Origin of the sequence: Knoellia subterranea KCTC 19937 (assembly GCF_000768685.1) — a bacterium.
Lineage (GTDB): Bacteria > Actinomycetota > Actinomycetes > Actinomycetales > Dermatophilaceae > Knoellia > Knoellia subterranea.
Genome location: NZ_AVPK01000004.1, coordinates 155,982 through 170,878, shown reverse-complemented (window position 1 = coordinate 170,878; position 14,897 = coordinate 155,982). Strand labels below are relative to the sequence as shown.

The following is a 14,897-nucleotide window of genomic DNA, read 5'->3' as shown; positions in this document are numbered from 1 at the left end:
GTGCAGCACAGGCGCACACCGGCAGGCGTCAGAGTTCGCCGGTCTGGACCTTCCAGAGTCCGGCGTAGTTGCCGCCGACCGCCAGCAGTTCGTCGTGGGTGCCGGCCTCGACGACATCACCGCCCTCGAGCACCCAGATGCGATGGGCGTGCCGCACGGTCGAGAGCCGGTGGGCGACGACGATGGCGGTCCGATCGATCGTGGCCCGGCGGAGCGACGCCTGGATGGCCGCCTCGGTCTCGTTGTCGACAGCGCTCGTGGCCTCGTCGAGAACGAGGACGGCCGGGTCGCGCAGGAGCGCCCTGGCGAGCGCGATCCGCTGGCGCTGACCTCCCGACAGGTTGACCCCACGCTCTCCGAGCGGGGAGTCGAAACCCTCGGGCAGTGCATCGATGAAGTCCGCCGCCGCGGCAGCCACTGCGGCCTCACGGATCTCGGCACGCGAGGCATCCGGCCGGCCGTAGGCGATGTTGTCCGCGATCGACCCGGAGAAGATGTAGACGTCCTGCGCGACGTAGCCGAGCGAGCCGCGCAGCGAGTCCCAGTCGAGCTCGCGCACGTCCCGCCCGTCCAGCAGAACCGCCCCGTCACGTGGGTCGTCGAACCGGAGGACGTGCCGGAGCAAGGTGGACTTGCCCGAACCCGTGGACCCCACGATGGCGTGGGTCTCGCCGGCCGGGATGACCATGTCGATGCCGTGGAGCACGGCCGGCCCCTCGCCATAGCCAGCCACCACACCGCGCAGTTCCACCGCCCCGCGCACGGGGCGTGCCAGCGCCTCGGTGCCGGCCGGGACCGTGACCGGCTCGTCGAGCAGTCGCAGGATCCGGCTCGCCGACGCCCGTCCGCGCTGATAGAGGTCGAGCACGGTCGCGACCTCGGTGAGTGGCCAGAGCAGGCGCTGGGTCATGAAGACGAGCACGGAGTAGAGCCCGATCTCCAGGTCACCGCGCAGCGTCGCCCAACCGCCGAAGAGGAGGGTGCACGTGAAGCCGGCGAGGATCGCCATCCGCACCAGCGGGACGAAGGCGGCGCTCTGCCGGATGGCATCGACGTTGGCCTGTCGATAGGCCGTGGACAGCGCCGCGATCCGGTCCCGCTCCCGTGACTCGGCGGTGAAGGCCTTGATCGTCGAGATGCCGGCGAGGTTGGCGCTCAGCGCCCCGGACAGGTCCGCCACGGTCTCGCGCACGCGCGCATAGAGCGGTTCGAGTCGCCGCTGAAAGAACAGCGAGCCAGCGATGACGACGGGGATCGGCAGGAACGCCAAGAGGAACAGTTGCCAGCTCGCCGCGGCAAAGACCGCACCGACGAGGAGGACGTTGAGCGCGGTCTGGAGGATGGCCGCAGCACCGACGTCGAGGAAGCGCTCCAGTTGGTTCACGTCGTCGTTGAGCGTGGCAAGAGTGGTGCCGCTCGCCCGGCCCTCGTGCCAGCCCATGTCGAGGTGCTGTGCATGGTCGTACGCCTCCACGCGCAGGTCGTGCTCCACACCCTGCGACAATCCGCGCCAGAGCACGTCAGCGACGTACTGCGACGCCGACTCGATGACCCACACGACGAAGTTGAACGCGGCGAGCCACCCGAGCTGGGAGTAGCGCGACTCGATCCCCAGCAGTGACCCGACGAACGAGTCGTCGCCCCGGACCACGACGTCGACCGCGGCGCCGATGAGCAACTCCGGGATGACGTCGGCGACCTTGTTGATGGTCGACATCGTCACGGCGGCGATGAGTCGCCCGCGATAGCGGCGGTGCCGGCTCCACAGGGCGCGCAGCGGTTGGTCAGGCGTGGCAGTACGGGTCACGTCGAGAACCCTAGGTGGCCGCCGCCAGTCCGCCACAGGTCACACCCGTACGGCCTGTTGCCCGCGCGGAGCGCTTCCTACGATGGACCGCATGACGGCAGTGAGCAGCGACAGTGCAGAGAAGATTGTCCTCGTCGATGGGGCCCGCACCCCGATCGGCAGCTTCGGCGGCATGTTCAAGGACGTGCCCGCGCACGAACTGGGCGCGACCGCCGCCCGTGAGGCCCTGACCCGCGCGGGCGTCGCCGCCGAGGACATCGACGAGGTCGTCATGGGCTGCATCGGTCAGGTCGGGCCGGACGCCTACAACGCGCGCCGCGTGGCACTGGCAGCCGGACTCCCGAAGTCGGCACCGGCATACACGGTCAATCGTCTGTGCGGATCGGGACTCCAGGCGATCTGGTCGGCCGCGATGCAGATGCGCTGGGGCGGCGTCGACCTCGCCCTCGCCGGTGGTGACGAATCGATGACGCGTATGCCGTTCTACGACTTCGGTGCCCGCGCGGGCTACCGCTTGGGCAACCGTGAGCTCGTCGACGGCACGGTCATGATGCTCACCGACCCGTTCCACGGCATCCACATGGGCGTGACGGCCGAGAACGTCGCGGCGAAGTACGGCGTGAGTCGAGAGCAGCAGGACGAGTTCGCGCTGCGCAGCCAGCAACTCGCGACGAGTGAGAAGGGGCGGGCGGCCTTCGCGGAGGAGATCACCCCGGTCGAAGTCGGCGGGCGCAAGCCGTTCACGGCGACGGAGGACGAGCACCCCAAGCCCGACACCACCCTCGAGATCCTCGCCGGGCTGCGTCCGGCGTTCGCCAAGGAGGGCACGGTCACGGCCGGCAACGCCTCCGGCATCAACGACGGTGCGGCAGCGGTGGTCCTGGCGCGCGAGTCGGTCGCTGCCGAGCGTGGCCTCACGGGGCTCGTCACGCTCGAGGCCGTGACGACCGGTGCGATGGAGCCCGAACTCATGGGCTACGCGCCGGTCATCGCGCTGGAGAAGCTCTTCGAGCAGACCGGTCTCGGGCCGAACGACATCGACACGTTCGAGGTCAACGAGGCGTTCGCGGCGCAGGCGGTTGCCGTCGTGCGTGATGCGAAGCTCGACCCGGAGAAGGTCAACCCCTACGGCGGGGCCATCGCCCTCGGCCACCCGGTCGGTGCCACGGGCGCGATCCTGTCGCTGCGCGTCGCCAAGGACCTGCACCGTCGCGACCTCGAGACGGGCGTCGTGACGATGTGCATCGGTGGCGGTCAGGCCCTCGCCGCCCTCTTCCGCAGGATTTGATCTCGACTGATTGCGACTTCGCACAGCTCGTCGCTGCCCTCCTCATGTGCGAAGTCGCAATCAGTCGGAGGGTTCTAGGGTGGCTGCATGAGTGAGACCGCTCCAGGCAATGCAGCAACCCAGGGCAGTTCAACGACTCAGGGCAACACCCGGGCCATCGAAGAGGGCATCCACACGGACTTCGCCCGGGAGATGAGCTACGGCTCCTACCTCTCGCTCGACGAGCTCCTCAGCGCCCAGCACCCGGTGAGCGACCCCGAACACCACGACGAGCTGCTCTTCATCATCCAGCACCAGACGTCGGAGCTCTGGCTCAAGCTCGTCCTGCACGAACTCCGTTCTGCCGCAGAGCTGCTCGCGCAGGACGAGATGCGGATCGCGCTCAAGCGCATCGCCCGGGTCAAGCACATCCAGCGCACCCTCACCGACCAGTGGTCCGTCCTTGCGACCCTCACCCCGACGGAGTACTCGCAGTTCCGCGGCTTCCTCGGCCACGCGTCCGGCTTCCAGTCGTGGCAGTACCGGGCCGTCGAGTTCATGCTCGGCAACAAGCACCGCGGGATGCTCAAGGTCCACGAGGCCGACCCCGACGCCCACGCGCTCCTCACCGAGCTCCTCGAGGCGCCGAGCATCTACGACGAGTTCCTGCGCTACCTCGCCCGCCGCGGGTATGCCGTGCCGCAGGAGATCCTCGACCGCGACGTGAGCGTCGCGCACGTCCCGAACGAAGGGCTCGTCCAGGTGCTCACCGGTATCTACGAGGACGCCGAGAACCACTGGGACGTCTACGAGGCGTGCGAGGAGCTCGTCGACCTCGAGGACAACTTCCAGCTGTGGCGCTTCCGCCACCTCAAGACCGTCCAGCGCACCATCGGCATGAAGACCGGCACGGGCGGGTCCAGCGGTGTCGGCTTCCTCCAGCGCGCGCTCGAGCTGACCTTCTTCCCCGAGCTGTTCTCGGTCCGCACGGCGATCGGCACCCCCGCGCCCTGAGTCACTCCCCGAAGTGCTCCCGAACGAGCCTCTTCGGAGCCTTGCCGGCCCACGCCTCGGTGATGATCTCCTCGAGCTCGTCCCGGCCGATCTCGCCGAGCCGGGACAGCCGGACGAGGACGCCCGGATTGCTCCGGAAGTGGTGGATCGTGAAGAACGGGTTGTCCGCCTCGACGAGGGCCTGCTTCGCTCCCATGTCGGGCATGAAGACGACAAGGAGGTCGTCCCACATCTCGCCGGTGTCCGGGTCGACTGCCGTCTTGTGCGGCATGCGATAGAGCAGGAAACCCTTGCCCCGCACCTTCCACGTCGGGCGGTCGCCCCACGAGATGCCGAGCTCGGTCTCGGGCAGCGCTGCCGCGATCTCGTCGACGTCACTCGCCCGCGCCCGCCGCGTCCGGGGTGCCATCAGCGCCGGCCCGGCTTCTCGCTGGCCCCGACGTACTGGTCGCACCACTCGATGAGCGGTCGCATCGCGTCCCAGTCGGCCCGCACCCGCTCGTGCGCCTCCTCGGTCTCGAGCCAGTCGGGCGTCCCGTGGTCCCGTGCCGCTGTCAGGGTCCGGTGTCGCAGCAGCTCCAGTCGCGGATGATCCTCGGGTATGCCGCGTGGTCGCGTCGCGAGGACGTCGCCTCCGATGTCGAAACCGTTGTCCAACAAGGCATCCACGATGTTCACGAGGAGCGCACCGGCCACGTCGTCCTGCACACTGGCGCGGTAGCGGGCGACCTGGTCGGACTCCGAGGCATAGAAGCCACCGGCGGTGCGCAGCCCGTCCGGACCGATCTGGACGTACCACCCCATCCGCGCGGACGTCGGCACGAAGAGCCCCTGGTGGTCCTTGTAGGGCGACTTGTCCTTGCTGAACCGGACGTCCCGGTTCGGCCGGAAAAGCTTGGGCTCGCCGAACTCATCGGTGAGCACGTCGCCAAGGTGCGCCATGGGCTCCTGGACGGACACGGCATACCGGTCCTTGTTGGCGGCCCACCACTCACGTGAGTTCGACTCCGCGAGTTCGCGATAGAAGGCGACAGCATCGAGCGGGATGCCATCGACCTGCGGGATTGCGACGTGACCTGCCATGCAATCCAGTGTGGCGCAATACGATCCGAGGGTGCCGACAGGACCGACCTCCAGCGGGATGGGCGACATCGCCCATCCCTCCGCGCTCGAGCTCGACGACCTCCTCGACGAGCTGCGGGCCCGCGCGGGCAACGCGCGCCTCGCCCAGGTGCGCATGTCCGCGCTGCTCGACGCCGTGGTGGCCGTGTCGTCCGACCTCGAGCTCGCCGCGGTGCTGCGACGCATCGTCGAGTCGGCGTGCGCCCTTGTCGACGCGACCTACGGAGCGCTGGGCGTGCTGGGGCCGGCCGGCGAGGAGCTCGTCGAATTCGTGACGCACGGCATCACTGACGAGCAGCGGGCCGCCATCGGACCCGAACCGCACGGGCGCGGGCTCCTCGGCGTCATCATCGCGAGCCCGACTCCCCTGCGCGTCGAGCGGATCGGGGAGCACCCCGACTCGTACGGTTTCCCGCCGAACCATCCACCGATGACGAGCTTCATGGGCGCGCCGATCCGCATCCGTGGCCAAGTGTTCGGCAACGTCTACCTCACCGACAAGGTCGGCGCAGACTCGTTCACCCGCGATGACGAGGCGATCCTCATCGCCTTGGCGTCCGCTGCCGGTGTGGCCATCGAGAACGCCCGCCTCTACGAGCGCAGCGTCGCCGACCAGGAGTGGGGTGCAGCGACCCGCGACCTCGTGTCGGGGCTGCTCGAGGGCCGCCCCACGGACGAGGTTCTCGGGGAGGTGGCGCACCGCACCCGGTCCCTCACCCGGGCCACCGGAGCCGTCGTCGCGAGCCACGACGGCGGATCGCTCGTCGTCTCGGCCGCGCAGGGGACAGTCCCGCACAGGGTGGGCGACGCCGTCGACGACGCCCTCTGGCGTGCCGCGCTCGTCGGGCCAAGCGGTGTCGCCGAGGACGACTCCACGCACGTGGTCAGGCTCGGCACGAACCGTGACCCGCGCGGGATCCTCGCGCTCACCGGTGTCACGGGACCCGCCGACATCCACCGGCTGGCCGAGTTCGGCCAGCGCATCGGCGTCGGGCTCGCGGCGGCGCTCAGCCAGCAGGAGCGCGCGCGTATCGAGCTGCTCGAGGACCGCGACCGGATCGCCCGGGACATGCACGACCACGTCATCCAGCGGCTCTTCGCCGCCGGGATGTCGCTGCAGTCCGTGGCTCGCCAGCTCACCGACGAGACGCTCCGTGAACGGGTCGACGTCACGGTCGACGAGATCGACGCCGTGATCAAGGACATCCGGCACACGATCTTCGCGCTCAACCGGGTGCAGGACTCGCGTCACCTCACCGCCGAGATCTCGGCCGTGTGTGACGCCGCAGCGGTGACGCTGGGATTCGCGCCGACACTGACCGTCCAGGGGTCGACCTCCGACATCGAGTCCGCGCTCGCCGCGGACCTCCTCGCCGTCGTCCGCGAGGGCTTGAGCAACGCGGCCCGCCATGCTGGCGCCGACCGGGTCGAGGTCGAGATCGTCGTCGACGAGAACGTCCGGGTCACGGTCGCCGACAACGGGCGCGGGCTGGACGCCCAGGTGCCGCGCTCCGGACTCGACAACCTCGCACGGCGGGCGACCACGCGTGGCGGAAGGTTCACGGCCGAGGCCGGCCAGGGCGGCGGGACCCGGGTCCGCTGGGTCGTGCCCCTGCTCCCCCGCTCCTGACCCCGCAACGAGAGGACCTTCGTCACTGCCCTCGGCGGCCTGCGCGAGCGCAGGCTGGGCAGGTGAGCACAGCCACCTCCACCCAGCAGTCATCCATCGAACCGAGCCGGCCTCCCAAGCCGATCGTCGTGGGTGTCGACGGCACGCCATCGGGTGGGCAGGTGGCCTCGTGGGCCCTGCGCGAGGCCGCGTCCCTCGATGCGCCCCTGCAGGTCGTGTATGCCGCGGAACCGCCTCGCGCGGTGAGCGTCGCTCCCAGCCCTGTCGAGCTCCGTGCCCTCTGCCGCTCCGTGGCGCTGCGCGCCGTGCAGAACGCTCGCGCGCAGCTCGACGGCGACGCGGTCGACGTGCGCGTGACTGCCGTCGGTGAGGTCGGGACACCCGGGGCCGAGCTCGTCGCCCGTTCGGTCGGCGCAGAGCTTGTCGTCGTGGGACGCGAGGGTTCCGGCGGCCTGGGTGCCGTGTCGCTCGCGGCCACCGTGCACGCACGGTGCCCCGTCGTCGTCGTGCCAGTCGACCTGCCCGAGGCTGCGGCCGGTGATGCGACCGAGGGCGTTCGGTCCGTCGACCTCGCCCGCGGCGGTCGGCCCGTGGACGCGGCGCCCCCCTCCCTCTCAGCGCCGGCACCGGTCGTCGTCGGGGTCGACGGCTCACGGGCCGAGGACACACTTGACCTCGCGGCCGGGTTCGCCCGCTCCAGGGAGGTTCCCATCGTCGTGTTCGCTGCCTGGCAGTCGCCAGAGGGCGAACCGTGGTCCGACGAGCTGCCCTCCTCCCCAACGCTGCGCACGACGGTGCGCGTCGAGGAGCTCGCCCGGGCGCACGCCAACGTCGTGCGCGCCGCAGCGACGATCCGTCGGCGGCACCCCGGGCTCGAGGTCACGACCCGGGTGCAACGGGCCGACCCCACACGGGCCCTCATCGACAGCTCGGCCGAGGCGTCGGTCCTCGTGCTCGGAAGTCGGGGGGTCGGGGGTTTCCCCGGGCTCATGCTGGGGTCCGTCACGCTCGGCGTCGTCGGCGCGAGTCGCTGCCCCGTCGCGGTGATGCGCCGCGGAGCACTCCAGTGACCGAGCGTGGCTACGCTGGTGCCATGACGATCCGGCTCTTCCTCCTCGACGACCACGAGGTCGTGAGGCGAGGGCTGCGCGAGATGCTCGAGACCGAAGCCGACATCGAGTTCGTCGGCGAGTCCGGCTCGGCCGCCGAGGCCGCACGACGGATCCCGGCCCTGCGCCCGCACGTCATGGTCCTCGACGCCAGGCTCCCGGACGGGTCCGGGATCGACGTCTGCCGTGACGTGCGCTCTCGCGACGAGGACATCGAGGGGCTCATCCTCACGTCCTTCGACGACGAGCAGGCCCTCACCGCAGCCGTCGCAGCGGGTGCCGCGGGGTACGTCCTCAAGGACGTGCGCGGCACCGACCTCGTCGACGCGATTCGTCGAGTGTCACGAGGCGAGTCACTGCTCGACCCCGAGCACGTCGCCCGCCTTCGCCGCCAGTGGGGCCACTCCGAGACGGCGGACCCCCGGCTCGCGACGCTCACCCCCCAGGAGCGCCGCATCCTCACCTTCATCGGCGAGGGGATGACGAACCGCCAGATCGGCGACTCACTCCACCTCGCCGAGAAGACGGTGAAGAACTACGTCACCTCGGTTCTCGCCAAGCTCGGGATGGAGCGACGCACCCAAGCGGCGGTCTGGGTCACGAACCACCCGGTCACGAACCACTCGGCGCAGCCACCTCACGACCGGTGATGGCGTGCGGCCGCAGCCGCACCCACTCGCGCTCCGTGGCGAGCGAGCCGAGCCACGGCGCGGGCGCCAGGTCGTCGAGGTCGCGCGTCTCGTCGGGGTCGCGCACGATCTCGGCAGTGCCCTGGACGAGAACGCTCCACCCGGTCCGGGTCGCCGGGTCGAAGGCGTCGACCTCGTAGGCGACCCGGCCGTGGTCACGGGCAACCTCGATCTTGGCGTCGCCGGCCGTTCGGAAGCAGACGTCGACACCGTGGACGACGTGCTGGACCGGCAGGACGAGCACCTCGCCGCTGTGGACGAAGGCGAAGCGTCCGATCGGGACGGCTCGGAGCCGGTCGAGAGCCACGTCGAAGTCGAGGACCTCGAGACCACTGTGGTCGACGGCCGGGAGTTCCCGAGTCGGGTACTCCCGAGTCCCCTGCTCCCGGGCGGACTCACCGGCTGCTCTCGGCGTGCCCATCACGACGCCCCATCCTCCGGGCGCACCACCATGACGGGGCAGTGCGCGTGGTGCAGGACGCCTTGGCTGACTGACCCCAGGAGCAGTCCCGAGAAGCCGCCACGACCGCGGCTGCCCACGACGACGAGCTCCGCGTCCAGGGAGAGTCCCGCGATGGTCTCGACCGGGTGGCCGTGCCGGACGACAGTGCGGACGTGGACATCGGGGTACTTCTCCGTCCACCCAGCCACCGTCTCCGCCGCAAGCGCCGCCTCCGTCTCCCGGATCTGCTTCTGCACCTGGTCGTAGCCGGGCGAGACCCACGCCGACTCGGCGATGTCGAGGGCCCACGTGTGGACCACCGTGAGCGGCACGCCGCGCGCGTCCGCCTCGGCGAAAGCGACGCCGATCGCGGCCTCGGAGACCGCGGACCCATCACTGCCGACGACCACGCCATTGCGGGCCGTCGACGCCTCCGCGGCTGCGTCGACTGCGGTGGCGGTGGCGGTGTCGGTGGCGTTGGAACGGACGACGACGACGGGTGCGTGGGCGTGGGCCGCGACATCGACCGACGTCGAGCCGAGCAGGGCACTGCTGATCGGACCGCGGCCTCGTGCGCCGACGACGACGAGCTCCGCGTCGCGTGAGGCCTCGACGATGACCGGGGCGATGGGGGAGTCCCCGAGCTCCATGGTCACGGTGAGTCCCGGCTGAAGCTCACGAACATGCTCGACCGACTCGCGCAGGATGGCCTCGCCAAGTCCGTCGTCGAGGAGCTGGACGGGCGCCCCGCTGATCTGGCTGACGAACGGCACGCGGACGTGGACGAGGTGCAGCGTGCGACCGCGCTCCGAGGCGAGCCGGGTCGCCCACTCCACGGCAGCCCCGCTGCTCGTGCCGTCGACCGCGACAACCACCCGGGCCGGGGATGCATTCGTGCTCATGACTGCTCCTTGGTGTCCGCCGGCCCTGACGGCCAGCTCCTGGTTCCACAGTCGCAACCCCAACGCGCTCCGAACAGGGACCAAGGGCCTTGTCCTGCAACCCTTCTGCGCGGCACGGTGGTGCCATGCGCCAGGTCTCCCTCGACGGACTCGCCACCGCCCTCGCCAAACTCCCTCCGCAACCCAGAGTCGTCGTCAGCGGCAACGCGGCCACCCCGTGGGCCGCGGTCGCGGCCCTCGACTCAGCCGTCCCCGAATACCGGATCTGGGCACTCAACGCGGGACACGGCATACCGGATCGCCCCGGCGTGGTGGCCGAGACGTCTTTCGTCGGGGTGGGAATGCGTCACCACTCCGCGCTGTCCTACGTCCCGTCCCGGCTGTCCATGGTGCCTGTGCTGTTCGCGGGTCCGATGCCACCCGACGTCGTCATCGTCCACTGCGCCCCCGAGCGGGATGGGCGGCTCAGCCTCGGCACGGAGGTCAACGTGCTGCCGGCGGCGATCGAGGCATGTCACGCGAGGGGTGGGCTCGTCGTGGCGGTGCGCAACGACGCGATGCCCTACACGTTCGGTGACAGCCAGCTCGACGCGGAGCTCATCGACCTCGTCGTCGACATCGACGTGCCGCTCGCCGAACATCAGGCCGTGCCTCCCGACGACGCGAGTCTCGCTGTGGCAGAACGGGTCTCGGACCGGATCGGCGATGGTGCGACGCTGCAGATGGGCATCGGCGCCATCCCCGACGCCGCGGTCGGTGGGCTCACGAGCCGGCGCGGGCTCGGCATCTGGAGCGAGATGTTCTCGGACGGACTGCTCACCCTCGACCGGGCCGGGGCACTTGACCGCGAGCGTCGGATCACCGCGTCGTTCTGCTTCGGCTCGAGGGAGCTCTACGACGTCGTCGACGGCAACCCGGGCATCACCATGGCCCGGACCGAGGTGGTCAACTCTCCCGGCCTCATCGCCCAGAATCCCGCGATGACGAGCATCAACACCGCGCTCGAGGTCGACCTCTACGGACAGGCCAACGCGTCACGGATCAACGGCCGGATCCACTCCGGCTACGGCGGCCAGACCGACTTCATCGTCGGGGCCCTCCACTCCCCCGGTGGGCAGGCGATGCTCGCGCTGCGCAGCTGGCACCCGAGGGCCGATGTGTCGTCGATCGTGCCCCTCCTCGACGAGCCGGTGACGTCGTTCCAACCGAGCGCCGTCATCACGGAGCAGGGAGTGGCCGACCTCTTCGGACGCGACCAGGAGAGCCAGGCGCGAGACCTCATCGAGCAGACCGCCCACCCACGGGTGCGTGCCGAGCTGCACGAGGAGGCCCGCGCGTTGGGCCTCGCCTGATGCGTTGACTGCGTCAGGCGAGGGCGACGGTGAGCAGGATGACGCAGTCCTCGAGCGCCTCCACCCCGTGCCGCGCCGACGGAATGGCGACCACCTCGCCGGTCCGCACGGTCCACGACGGCCCGTCCACGGCATACAGGCGGGCACTCCCGGTCACGACCTGGAAGGTCGCGGCCGGCGGGGAGTCGTGCTCGCCGAGCGCGGACCCTGCGGTGAGGGCCATGAGGACCGCGCGCTGCGCCGTGCCTCCGACGACGAGCGTCGACGCGTGCCCGTTCGCCTGAGAGCGGGCCGCCTCCAGGAGGGAAGCCCCGGCGGCGACGAGGTCGACGGTCTCGTGGTCGGCCGGGTGGTCGGCGCGGTCGGCGCGGTCGGCGCGATCCTGGTGGTCGGCGTGGTTGGCGTGGTTGGTCTGTTCGGTCATGGCCGTCCTGCTTTCTCCCAGCCACGCTGGGGTGCTCTGCTGCCCTCGCGGGCCTCGTCGCGACTGCGATAGACGATGTAGGGGCGGGTGAGATATCCGATGGGGGCGGAGAACACGTGGACCAGTCGGGTGAACGGCCACAGCGCGAAGAGCGCGAACGCCAGGAGGGCGTGGAGCCGGAAGCCGATGGGCGCGTCCGCGATGAGGCTCGCGTCGGGCTGCAGCGTGAAGATGCTGCGGAACCACGGCGAGACACCCTCGCGGTAGTCGTAGTGGCCGAAGATGCTGCTCGCGACGGTGTTCCAGAGTCCGAGGAGGATGACGGCCGCGAGGAGGGCGTACATCGTCTTGTCCATGCGCGTCGTCGCCATGAAGACCGGCCCGACCGTTCGGCGCCGGTAGACGAGGATCGCCAGACCGACGACCGTCGCCAGCCCGGCGACTCCGCCGAGGGAGACGGCGAGGAAGTGGTAGAGCTCCTGGCTCACACCGACGGCCTCGGTCCACGACTTCGGGATGATGAGCCCGATGACGTGCCCGCCGATGACGCCGAGCATCCCGAAGTGGAAGAGCGGGCTTCCCCAGCGGAGCAGGCGGTTCTCGTAGAGCTGGGACGAGCGGGTCGTCCAGCCGAACTTGTCGTAGGTCCAGCGCCAGTAGTGGCCGACCACGAACACCGCGAGGCAGATGTAGGGGAAGACCACCCAGAGAAAGGTGTCCATCAGGGAGCTCCTACGGGGATGGTGGTGCCGAGGGCGACTGGGGCGTTCGACCGCGCCGGGGGTTCGGCCAGACGTGGATCGAGGGCGTAGGGCTGGGTGTCGATGCCGACGTCCTCGGACGGTGGACCCTTCGCGATGAGCGCAGCGACGGCGTCGGCGTCGTCGCTCTCGAGCTCGGGCAGTGTCGCGACGAGAGCGAGCACGACGTCGTGCCACGGGGACTGCCGGTCCGCCAGGGCGAGGCGCAGCATCTCCACACCGGCGCGGTGGTCATCGAGCAGCCGCTGCGCCACCGCACGGTCCGCCGTCGCGCCGAACTCCAACACCACGCAGAGGTGGTCCGGCAGCTCGTCGGCGGTGAGCTCCACCCCGGCGCGCCGGTAGGCCTGCTTGAACTCGAGCAGCGCGAGACCGCGCTTGCGGGTGTCACCGTGCGCGAAGTAGGTGAGGTAGAGGCAGCAGCGACGTGTCGTGTCGAACGTCTCGACGTACTCCCTCTGCAGGGCACCCAGGTCCGCCGACCCCAGGACGGCGAGGAACCGGCATACCGGATCTCTCACCTCCGCGGGCAACGGCGCGGCGGCGGCCTCGAGGAGCGACCGACGCTCCACGAGCTCCTCGGTCGGGTAGTCGAGCAGCAGCGACACGACCTGCCAGGCCGTCGCGAGCGAGGCGTCATCGTGGCGGCGCGGGGACCGCCGACGGGCGAACATCACTCGTCCTCCTCGGGACTGCGCTTCGGGAAAAGCCCTGTGGGAGAGCCCTTCCCGTCCCAGTTGAGCAAGTTGAGGCGACCACGCAGCCGCCCCCTGCCCGAGTCCTCGCCACCGCTCTCGGCACTTCTGGCCCCACTCATCGAGTCCGCGGTCTGGCGCTGCTTGAGCATCTGGAAGTTCTCGACCGCCACCGGCGTGAGCTCGCCCGAGCCCTCGCCGAACGGCCCCGACTCACCCATCATCCCGGGCCCGCCGTCGTAGTCGAGGGCGCACTCCGTCGCGAGCTCCTCGAGGGCGTGGGCCTGCTCGACGTGGGCGGTCGGGATGACGTAACGCTCGTCGTACTTCGCGAGCGCGAGCAGCCGGAACATCTCGTAGAGCGACTCGCCGTCCATGCCGACGGACTCCGGGATCGAGTCGTCGGGGTCGCGGCCGAGGTTGATGTCGCGCATGTAGGAGCGCATGGCCGCGAGCTTGCGGAGGACGGAGTCGACGGGCGCGGTGTCGCCGGCGGTGAAGAGGTTCGCCAGGTACTCGACGGGGATGCGCAACGTGTCGATCGCCGCGAAGAGGTTGTGGCGGTCCTCTGCGTCGTGCCCGGTGTCCTTGATGACGTCGACGACGGGTGAGAGCGGCGGGATGTACCAGACCATCGGCATGGTGCGGTACTCCGGGTGCAGCGGCAGCGCCACCTTGTAGGTGTTGATGAGCTTGTGCACCGGTGACCGCCGCGCCGCCTCGATCCAGTCGGCCGGTATGCCGGCCCGCTCGGCTTCGCGACGTACCTCTGGGTCGTCGGGGTCGAGGAGGATCGAGCGCTGGGCCTCGTAGAGGTCGTGGTCGTTCTCCACACTGGCGGCCTCGAGCACCCGGTCGGCGTCGTAGAGGACGAGACCGAGGTAGCGCAGTCGGCCGACGCACGTCTCGGAACAGACGGTCGGGATGCCAACCTCGATGCGCGGGTAGCAGAAGGTGCACTTCTCGGCCTTGCCGGTGCGGTGGTTGAAGTAGATCTTCTTGTAAGGGCACCCCGAGACGCACATGCGCCAGCCACGGCACTTGTCCTGGTCGACGAGAACGATGCCGTCTTCGGACCGCTTGTAGATCGCGCCGCTCGGGCAGGACGCCGCGCAGGACGGGTTGAGGCAGTGCTCGCAGATCCGTGGCAGGTAGAACATGAAGGTCTGCTCGAACTCGAACTTCACCTTGTCCTCGATGCCCTTGAGCATCGGGTCCCTCGTGGCGTGCTCGAGGCTGCCGCCGAGGTCGTCGTCCCAGTTCGCCGACCACCGGATGTTGATGTCCTTGCCGGTGATGAGGGACTTCGGGGTGGCGACCGGGAACGTCTGGGTCGCAGGGCTGTTGAGCAGCGTCTCGTAGTCGTAGGTCCACGGCTCGTAGTAGTCCTCGATGCCGGGGAGCTTGGGGTTGCTGAAGATGGTGGCGAGCTTCTTCCACCGGCCACCCGACCGCAGGGTGAGCCGACCGTTGCCCTTGCGGACCCACCCGCCCTGCCACGTGTCCTGGTCCTCGTAGGTGCGCGGGTAGCCGAGGCCGGGCCGCGTCTCGACGTTGTTGAACCAGACGTACTCCATGCCGGAGCGGTTCGTCCACGCCTGCTTGCAGGTCACCGAGCACGTGTGGCACCCGATGCACTTGTCGAGGTTCATGACCATCGCCATCTGGGCCATGGGGCGCATC

15 protein-coding genes are annotated in these 14,897 nt (G+C 69.9%); 6 read left to right on the top strand and 9 right to left on the bottom strand.

What is annotated here, in order from left to right:
• Positions 1-28: 28 nt before the first annotated feature.
• A complete protein-coding gene (locus N803_RS08635; protein ID WP_035904231.1) occupies positions 29-1,807 on the bottom strand; it encodes an ABC transporter ATP-binding protein in 1,779 nt (592 codons plus the stop codon).
• A gap of 91 nt (positions 1,808-1,898) precedes the next feature.
• Here N803_RS08635 and N803_RS08630 point away from each other — a divergent pair, with 91 nt between their 5' ends.
• A complete protein-coding gene (locus N803_RS08630; RefSeq protein WP_035904499.1) occupies positions 1,899-3,095 on the top strand; it encodes a thiolase family protein in 1,197 nt (398 codons plus the stop codon).
• Between the two features lie 87 nt (positions 3,096-3,182).
• Positions 3,183-4,088, top strand: coding sequence for a tryptophan 2,3-dioxygenase (kynA, locus tag N803_RS08625; protein ID WP_052112073.1), 906 nt, complete (start codon positions 3,183-3,185; stop codon positions 4,086-4,088).
• Position 4,089: 1 nt separating this feature from the next.
• On the opposite strand, the gene N803_RS08620 is transcribed toward kynA, so the two are convergent.
• Both N803_RS08620 and N803_RS08615 read right to left on the bottom strand, forming a co-directional pair.
• Complete coding sequence (locus N803_RS08620; protein WP_035904229.1) at positions 4,090-4,497, bottom strand: MmcQ/YjbR family DNA-binding protein; 408 nt, start codon at positions 4,495-4,497, stop codon at positions 4,090-4,092.
• Positions 4,497-5,171: a DUF2461 domain-containing protein gene (locus tag N803_RS08615; RefSeq protein WP_035904493.1), complete on the bottom strand. Its 675-nt coding sequence runs from the start codon at positions 5,169-5,171 to the stop codon at positions 4,497-4,499. Before N803_RS08615 ends, N803_RS08620 begins: the two co-directional genes overlap by 1 nt.
• 31 nt (positions 5,172-5,202) lie before the next feature.
• On the opposite strand from N803_RS08615, the gene N803_RS08610 reads away from it, so the two are divergent.
• The 3 genes from N803_RS08610 to N803_RS08600 all read left to right on the top strand — a co-directional run bounded on the left by N803_RS08610 (position 5,203) and on the right by N803_RS08600 (position 8,599).
• The gene (locus N803_RS08610; protein WP_156969709.1) at positions 5,203-6,840 is read left to right on the top strand and encodes a GAF domain-containing sensor histidine kinase; all 1,638 of its coding nucleotides are present in this window, start codon (positions 5,203-5,205) and stop codon (positions 6,838-6,840) included.
• 62 nt (positions 6,841-6,902) lie between these two features.
• Positions 6,903-7,910, top strand: coding sequence for a universal stress protein (locus N803_RS08605; RefSeq protein ID WP_035904227.1), 1,008 nt, complete (start codon positions 6,903-6,905; stop codon positions 7,908-7,910).
• A 23-nt stretch (positions 7,911-7,933) separates the two neighbouring features.
• The gene (locus N803_RS08600; RefSeq protein WP_052112105.1) at positions 7,934-8,599 is read left to right on the top strand and encodes a response regulator; all 666 of its coding nucleotides are present in this window, start codon (positions 7,934-7,936) and stop codon (positions 8,597-8,599) included.
• Here the strand turns inward: N803_RS08600 and N803_RS08595 are convergent.
• Both N803_RS08595 and N803_RS08590 read right to left on the bottom strand, forming a co-directional pair.
• Positions 8,562-9,059, bottom strand: coding sequence for a pyridoxamine 5'-phosphate oxidase family protein (locus tag N803_RS08595; protein ID WP_035904226.1), 498 nt, complete (start codon positions 9,057-9,059; stop codon positions 8,562-8,564). The genes N803_RS08600 and N803_RS08595 overlap by 38 nt on opposite strands.
• Entirely contained in the window at positions 9,059-9,982 is a 924-nt protein-coding gene (locus N803_RS08590; protein WP_035904225.1) for a universal stress protein, read from the bottom strand. Before N803_RS08590 ends, N803_RS08595 begins: the two co-directional genes overlap by 1 nt.
• A 125-nt stretch (positions 9,983-10,107) precedes the next feature.
• Between N803_RS08590 and N803_RS08585 the strand changes: the two genes are divergently transcribed.
• Positions 10,108-11,334 carry an acetyl-CoA hydrolase/transferase family protein gene (locus N803_RS08585; protein ID WP_035904224.1) on the top strand — a complete coding sequence of 409 codons (1,227 nt, stop codon included), beginning with the start codon at positions 10,108-10,110 and terminating at the stop codon, positions 11,332-11,334.
• Positions 11,335-11,347: 13 nt separating this feature from the next.
• Here the strand turns inward: N803_RS08585 and N803_RS08580 are convergent, their stop codons facing one another.
• From N803_RS08580 to narH, 4 genes are read right to left on the bottom strand one after another with little or no spacing between them, the layout of a single operon-like run.
• Complete coding sequence (locus N803_RS08580; RefSeq protein WP_211253483.1) at positions 11,348-11,758, bottom strand: cupin domain-containing protein; 411 nt, start codon at positions 11,756-11,758, stop codon at positions 11,348-11,350.
• On the bottom strand, positions 11,755-12,480 hold the full coding sequence (narI, locus tag N803_RS08575) for a respiratory nitrate reductase subunit gamma (protein WP_035904223.1): 726 nt from the start codon (positions 12,478-12,480) through the stop codon (positions 11,755-11,757). Before narI ends, N803_RS08580 begins: the two co-directional genes overlap by 4 nt.
• Entirely contained in the window at positions 12,480-13,193 is a 714-nt protein-coding gene (narJ, locus tag N803_RS08570; protein WP_052112072.1) for a nitrate reductase molybdenum cofactor assembly chaperone, read from the bottom strand. Before narJ ends, narI begins: the two co-directional genes overlap by 1 nt.
• Positions 13,193-14,896, bottom strand: coding sequence for a nitrate reductase subunit beta (narH, locus tag N803_RS08565; RefSeq protein WP_035904221.1), 1,704 nt, complete (start codon positions 14,894-14,896; stop codon positions 13,193-13,195). The genes narJ and narH overlap by 1 nt, the downstream gene beginning before the upstream one ends.
• Between the last annotated feature and the right edge of the window lies 1 nt (position 14,897).